Annotated in this window: 7 protein-coding genes and 4 tRNA genes; all 11 read left to right on the forward strand. The window is 42.2% G+C overall.

Annotation, left to right across the window (positions count from 1 at the left end; genetic code table 11):
• The first annotated feature begins 66 nt into the window (after nucleotides 1-66).
• The 11 genes from B4C48_RS01380 to panD all read left to right on the forward strand — a co-directional run bounded on the left by B4C48_RS01380 (nucleotide 67) and on the right by panD (nucleotide 6,195).
• The gene (locus B4C48_RS01380; protein ID WP_291352689.1) at nucleotides 67-1,779 is read left to right on the forward strand and encodes a tetratricopeptide repeat protein; all 1,713 of its coding nucleotides are present in this window, start codon (nucleotides 67-69) and stop codon (nucleotides 1,777-1,779) included.
• Nucleotides 1,780-1,787: 8 nt separating this feature from the next.
• The gene (gene lolB, locus B4C48_RS01385) at nucleotides 1,788-2,369 is read left to right on the forward strand and encodes a lipoprotein insertase outer membrane protein LolB (protein ID WP_291352691.1); all 582 of its coding nucleotides are present in this window, start codon (nucleotides 1,788-1,790) and stop codon (nucleotides 2,367-2,369) included.
• 24 nt (nucleotides 2,370-2,393) lie between these two features.
• The gene (gene ispE, locus B4C48_RS01390) at nucleotides 2,394-3,224 is read left to right on the forward strand and encodes a 4-(cytidine 5'-diphospho)-2-C-methyl-D-erythritol kinase (protein WP_291352693.1); all 831 of its coding nucleotides are present in this window, start codon (nucleotides 2,394-2,396) and stop codon (nucleotides 3,222-3,224) included.
• A 1-nt stretch (nucleotide 3,225) separates the two neighbouring features.
• A tRNA-Gln gene (locus B4C48_RS01395) sits at nucleotides 3,226-3,300 on the forward strand.
• 27 nt (nucleotides 3,301-3,327) lie between these two features.
• Nucleotides 3,328-3,402 (forward strand) — tRNA-Gln (locus B4C48_RS01400).
• Nucleotides 3,403-3,444: 42 nt separating this feature from the next.
• Nucleotides 3,445-3,519 (forward strand) — tRNA-Gln (locus tag B4C48_RS01405).
• Between the two features lie 92 nt (nucleotides 3,520-3,611).
• Nucleotides 3,612-3,686, forward strand: a tRNA-Gln gene (locus B4C48_RS01410).
• Between the two features lie 36 nt (nucleotides 3,687-3,722).
• A complete protein-coding gene (locus tag B4C48_RS01415) occupies nucleotides 3,723-4,676 on the forward strand; it encodes a ribose-phosphate pyrophosphokinase (protein WP_086176272.1) in 954 nt (317 codons plus the stop codon).
• Between the two features lie 100 nt (nucleotides 4,677-4,776).
• A complete protein-coding gene (rplY, locus tag B4C48_RS01420) occupies nucleotides 4,777-5,070 on the forward strand; it encodes a 50S ribosomal protein L25 (protein WP_291352695.1) in 294 nt (97 codons plus the stop codon).
• A gap of 19 nt (nucleotides 5,071-5,089) precedes the next feature.
• On the forward strand, nucleotides 5,090-5,671 hold the full coding sequence (gene pth / locus B4C48_RS01425) for an aminoacyl-tRNA hydrolase (RefSeq protein WP_291352696.1): 582 nt from the start codon (nucleotides 5,090-5,092) through the stop codon (nucleotides 5,669-5,671).
• Between the two features lie 143 nt (nucleotides 5,672-5,814).
• Nucleotides 5,815-6,195 carry an aspartate 1-decarboxylase gene (gene panD / locus B4C48_RS01430; RefSeq protein WP_086176275.1) on the forward strand — a complete coding sequence of 127 codons (381 nt, stop codon included), beginning with the start codon at nucleotides 5,815-5,817 and terminating at the stop codon, nucleotides 6,193-6,195.
• The last annotated feature ends 192 nt before the right edge of the window (nucleotides 6,196-6,387 follow it).

Below are 6,387 nucleotides of genomic sequence, written 5' to 3' on the forward strand. Positions count from 1 at the left end.
TTTCGCTAAATTTATGCTATTGTGCGGTATTGGTGTCATAAAAAGCATTACTTGGATCAAGAAAAATTGCGTCAAACAAATAGCCGAATCAACGGCATGACAATTAAGCAATATTCTACCACATTCTTACTTGTAGGTAGCATGGCTTCCAGTGCTCATATTAGAGCATCTGGAGAAATTTATCATGCCAATTCAAACTATAATGCCATAAAACAAAGCATGATTGCTGAATTTGCCCTGACCTATCATGACGTTCCCACAGCATTACATAACTACACTGTGCTTGCAATTAAAAGCAATTCAACCACAGTAAAACAGCGCGCATTAAATATTGCTTTAGAACAAAATGACTTAAAAGCGGCGCTGGATATAGCTACCCATTGGGTGGTGCAAGAACCGACTGATGTCCCTGCTTTATTTTATCTTTCACATATTGCGCTGAAATCGCATGAGTATGAACTGGCCTCGGAAACCTTAGATAAAATTTTAAATATTGACCCGGATGCAGATTTAGAAAAGATTCTGGTGGGAATTGCTCCGGAAGAACCAGAAGATCGCGATTTTTTGATTGAGGCCTTAGGTAAAAGTAAAGAGCGGGATAACCCTTCCATACTGGTGCTGATTGCCGGTCTGGAAGCTCAAAATGGACAGCTGCAACAAGCACTGAACACCATTAACCGTGCTTTAAAGAAACGTGCCAATGTGACCGCTTTTATCTTAATGAAGGCCAATTTGCTTAGTGCTTTGGGGGATGATGAAGCAACGCTAAAGTGGTACGACAAAGCCAGCCGCAAACATAAAAACAATATAGAAGTTCGCTTATCTGGAATTAAATATTTGATTAAATTAAATAAATCTGAAGAAGCACTCAGCAAACTGGAAGCTTTGTTAAAAAAATGGCCACATGAAGAAGAAGCACTTTTTATTGCTGGCTTAACCAGTATTGACCTAGAAGAATATGAAAAAGCTGAAAAATATTTAGTCGAGTTACGTTATTCCACTCAGTACCAAAATGAAGCCTATTACTATCTGGCGGTCAATGCAGAAAGAAAACAGCATTTCGAAACGGCAAAAGCCTACTACCGTCTGGTGGACGGCAGCCTGTACACGGTTTCACGCCGCAGCATGATTAATATTTTTATTGCCCAGAACCAGCCTGCCGATGCGCTGCGTTTCCTTACTCAGGAACGGGTCAATTATCCGCAGCATGCCAGTTTCCTCTATCAGGCTCAGGCCGATATTTTAAAACGAATGGACAATAAAAAAGCAGCAATACGCCTGCTTGAAGAAGCGATTAAAAACGTGCCGGATGATCCCGAGCTGATTTATTCCGAGGTGTTATTACTCGATCCTTATCAAGATCGAGATAAACTTGATAAATTATTGAAAAAATTGCTCGAAATTGAACCCAATAGTCCGACTTACCTGAACGCTTATGCCTATACGCTGGCATTGCAAAACCGGCGTTTGGATGAGGCGCGTCAGTATGTCGAGCATGCCCTGGAATTTGCCCCTGAACAGGCCTCTATTTTAGATACACTTGGCTATATCACTTTTCTACAAAATGACTTTAAGACCTCGGCTCAGGTGTTAGAAAAAGCTTATCAAATCAGTGAAAGTGCAAAAATTGGGGTTCGTTATGCAAAATCCCTTTACATGCAAGGTGATCTGACAAAATTTAATCAAGTGTTACAACAATTACAAAAAAAACACCCCAATGATCCTCAATTAGAGCAATTGAAATCGTTACTGTTACCGCAACAAATGAAAAAGAGTTAAAGATCTGTATGCACATTTTCTCCAAATTCAGTTTAAGCCTGATTGCAACAAGTACACTCATCCTGACCGGTTGCCAGCAATACACTCAACCTCAAGCGCCAAGTAGCTCTCAAATTCCTGAAGCAGCAAAAAACTTCAACCTGCAAGGTAAAATTGGCGTCAAAACACCAAAACAATCCGGCAGTGCATTTTTTACCTGGGTTCAAGAGCAAGAGGAATTTGATATCGAGTTAAGCGGAATTTTGGGTGTAGGTAAGACCCAGATTTCAGGCCAGCCGGGTAATGTCACGCTCAACAGTGCCAAAACAGGTTTGATTCAAGCCGGTACCCCTGAAGAATTGCTGGAACGTGCGACAGGTTGGCAGGCCCCAATTACCCATTTAGTCGACTGGGTTCAGGCCAAACCGGCAACCACACAGGCAAAAATCAGTAAAGATGAGCAAAACCGTCCCATCCAGTTTTTGGAAAATGGCTGGACTGTAGACCTGAGTTATAACGAGCAAGCGCAATTACCGAATAAATTAATTTTGAAGCAGGCACTTGAATCCGGTCAGGAAAACCGTATTACAATGATCATTCAAAACCGTTAAGCCCATTCAAAAGTTCAAAATTCTATGATTCGTGTTCCCTCTCCTGCCAAGCTGAATCTTTTTTTGCATATCACCGGTCGTCGTGACGACGGCTATCATGAATTGCAAAGTATTTTTCAGCTCATCGATTTGTGTGACTGGCTGGAATTTAGCCAAACAGCAAGTCCTGAAATTAGCATTGATGGATTAAGCAGCGTCGATTTAGAACACAATCTGATTTTCAAGGCCACACAGATTTTAAAGCCGTATGCAAAAGCATATTCAGGCTTAAATATCCGTATTGAAAAAAACATTCCGATGGGTGCAGGACTTGGCGGCGGCTCTTCAAATGCGGCGACCACCCTGATTGTGGTCAATCGATTATGGCAATGTGGTTTAAACATTGAACAATTGGCAGAGCTGGGGCTCAAACTCGGTGCCGATGTTCCCATTTTTGTTCATGGTCGTAATGCCTGGGCAGAAGGCATTGGCGAACACTTAACATTCATAGACTTAGATCAAAAACAATACATTGTGCTGAAACCTGACTGTTTTATCAGCACTCAACTGCTTTTTTCACAAAAAACGTTGACAAGAGACACGAAGCCTACTAAATTTTGCGCCTATCAGTTAAAGCCATTTAACTTCGGAAATAACTTTGAGCCTTTAGCAAAAAGCCTATATCCTGAAGTGAATGAAGCGATGCAGTATTTAGATCAGTTCGGTATTGCAAAACTTACAGGTACAGGTGCTAGTGTTTTTACTGAAGTAACTGCCGATATGAATATTGATGAGATTTTGACTCATTCACCATGTAAAGCTTACTTGGTCAATAGTTTAAATGAATCACCATTACTTCATTTCAAGGTTATATGATAGGGGCGTCGCCAAGTGGTAAGGCACCGGGTTTTGATCTCGGCATCCGTTGGTTCGAATCCAGCCGCCCCTGCCATCATATTCATCTGTAGATTGCTGTATTAGGGGCGTCGCCAAGTGGTAAGGCACCGGGTTTTGATCTCGGCATCCGTTGGTTCGAATCCAGCCGCCCCTGCCATTTAAACCAAGCGTTTAAATTAATATTACAGTAATCAAATTTAGGGGCGTCGCCAAGTGGTAAGGCACCGGGTTTTGATCTCGGCATCCGTTGGTTCGAATCCAGCCGCCCCTGCCATTTTTCTCAAAAAAGACAGAGCATTGTTTGCATGTTGATTTGTTAATTCACCTTGACAGACAACAGCAAAAATATTAAAGTTCTGCCGCATTAGGGGCGTCGCCAAGTGGTAAGGCACCGGGTTTTGATCTCGGCATCCGTTGGTTCGAATCCAGCCGCCCCTGCCATCTATTTTCAAACATTCCAACCGCCAAGGGTGCTTCATGCCCAATCTTGTCGTTTTTAGTGGAACTGCACATCCACAATTCGCCCAAAAAGTCGTAAGCCACCTGCACATTCCTTTAGGTGCAGCATCTGTAGGTCAATTTTCTGACGGTGAAATCGCTGTCGAAATTACTGAAAATGTTCGTGGTAAAGACGTATTCGTTGTACAGCCTACTTGTGCCCCAACAAACGACAACCTGATGGAAGTCCTTGTTATGGCCGATGCTTTACGTCGTGCAAGTGCAGGTCGTATTACTGCTGTCATTCCTTACTTCGGATATGCTCGTCAAGACCGTCGTCCTCGTTCAAGCCGTGTGCCAATTACTGCAAAAGTTGTAGCAGACATGCTCACAACTGTCGGTATTGACCGCGTAGTAATGATCGACCTTCATGCTGACCAGATTCAAGGTTTCTTCGATATCCCTGTAGATAACATCTACGGTACTCCTGCATTACTTGCTGACCTTCGTCAACAGCAACACCATAATCTTATGGTTGTTTCTCCAGACGTTGGTGGTGTAGTTCGTGCACGTGCTGTAGCGAAACAAATGGGTGATATCGATCTTGCAATTATCGATAAACGTCGTCAAAAAGCCAATGAATCACAAGTGATGCATTTGATTGGTGATGTGAAAGATCGTGACTGCGTGATCGTGGATGACATGGTGGATACTGCTGGTACTTTGTGTAAAGCCGCTGATGCACTGAAACAATTTGGTGCTCGCCGTGTAGTTGCCTATGCAACTCACCCAGTACTTTCTGGTAAAGCTATTGAGAATTTGAAAAACTCTGTGATCGATGAACTTGTTGTAACAGATACTATTCCTCTTTCTCAAGAAGCCCAAGAACTTGGTAAGATTCGCCAAGTTTCAGTTGCTAGTATGGTTGCTGAAACAATTCGTCGTATTAACAACGAAGAATCTATTAGCGCAATGTTTGATTCTTATCTATAATATAGCGCTAAATTTTCAAAACCCTGCCTTAGGCAGGGTTTTCTATCGCTGAGCTGGTCGAAAACTCAGCTTAATTAAACTTAAATTAGGAATGTCTATCATGGCAAACTTCGTATTAAACGCAGCAGCACGTGAAGAAGCAGTACAAGGGAAAGGTTCGAGCCGCCGCCTTCGTCTTCAAAACAAAGTACCAGCAATCATCTACGGTTCAGGTGAGCCTGTTGCAGTAACTTTAGAACTTCGTGAACTTGTTAAAGCACTTGAAAACAATGCTTTCTTTGAAGAAGTTATTGAAATCAAAGTTGGCGATAAAGTTGAAAGCGTTAAAATCCAAGCTTTACAACGTCACCCAGCTAAAAACACTCCAATGCACGCTGACTTCAAACGCGCATAAGTGTTAATGGTGTAAATTAGTGTCAAAACTTTCGCTAATTATTGGTTTGGGCAATCCTGGTAAGGAATACGCCCAAACCCGCCATAATGCAGGCTTCTGGTTTGTTGAACGCCTTGCAGAACAATATGGCATCTCTCTCAAAGCCGATCCTAAATTCTACGGAATCAGTGGTCGCGGTAATATTGAAGGTCAAGACGTCCGTCTGCTATTACCTACAACCTTTATGAATGCCTCTGGCAAAAGTGTTGTTCCCTTCGCCAAATTCTATCAAGTTGCTCCCGAAGCAATGCTGATTGCACATGATGAGCTGGATATGAATCCCGGTGTCATTCGCCTAAAAACAGGTGGCGGACATGGTGGTCATAACGGTTTACGTGATATCGTTCCGCATATCGGCCCTAATTTCCATCGCTTACGCATTGGTATTGGTCATCCTGGTTCCAAAGAACGCGTATCGGGTCATGTCCTGAGCAAAGCACCTAGCAGCGAACAAGGTTTAATGGATGATGCTATTGCACATGCTTTATCCCGCATTAAATTGCTGGTAAACGGTGACATACAGCCAGCCATGAATCAAATTAATGCCTACAAACCGAACTGATCATTCTACAAATAATTGAATTTTCCTTCTTGCCATGTTGCTTTTTTCGGAGCAAAATGCGCTTTCTGCGGATTACTGATCCAGTAAGAAGTGATTTGATTTAACTAAGATAAAATCTTAGATCAACTAAGGAGACGCTAGCCATGCTTTCTCGTTTATTAAAAGCTAAAATTCACCGTTGTGTCGTTACACAAGCAGAATTACATTATGAAGGTTCTTGTGCAATTGACGGCGTGTTAATGGATTTAGCCGGTATCCGTGAATATGAAGAAATTCATATGTGGAACGTGACTAATGGTAAGCGTTTTACCACTTATGCCATTCGTGGTGAAGAAAATTCAGGCATCATTTCAGTCAATGGTGGTGCAGCGCTTCAAGCCGATGTTGGTGATCTGATGATCATTGCAACCTTTGGTGATTTCACTGAAGCTGAAGCCAATGCACATAAACCGCGTCTGGTTTATGCCAACCCAAATAATACGGTAAATCACACTGCGAACTGTATTCCTGTTCAAGTGGCTTAAGATTTAAAGATATGAAAAGCTCGCTCTATGCGGGCTTTTTTAATACCTAGGATTTCTAAATTTTACGTTATTCATCATGTGACTAATCATATGACTGATTCAGCTATACAAAGTTGTTACCTGCATTGAAAAACAGGTCTATACTCATTACACATCGCTTCAGGGCGGGGTGTAATTCCCCACCGGTGGTAA

It is taken from the genome of Acinetobacter sp. UBA3106, assembly GCA_002365595.1.
GTDB lineage: Bacteria > Pseudomonadota > Gammaproteobacteria > Pseudomonadales > Moraxellaceae > Acinetobacter.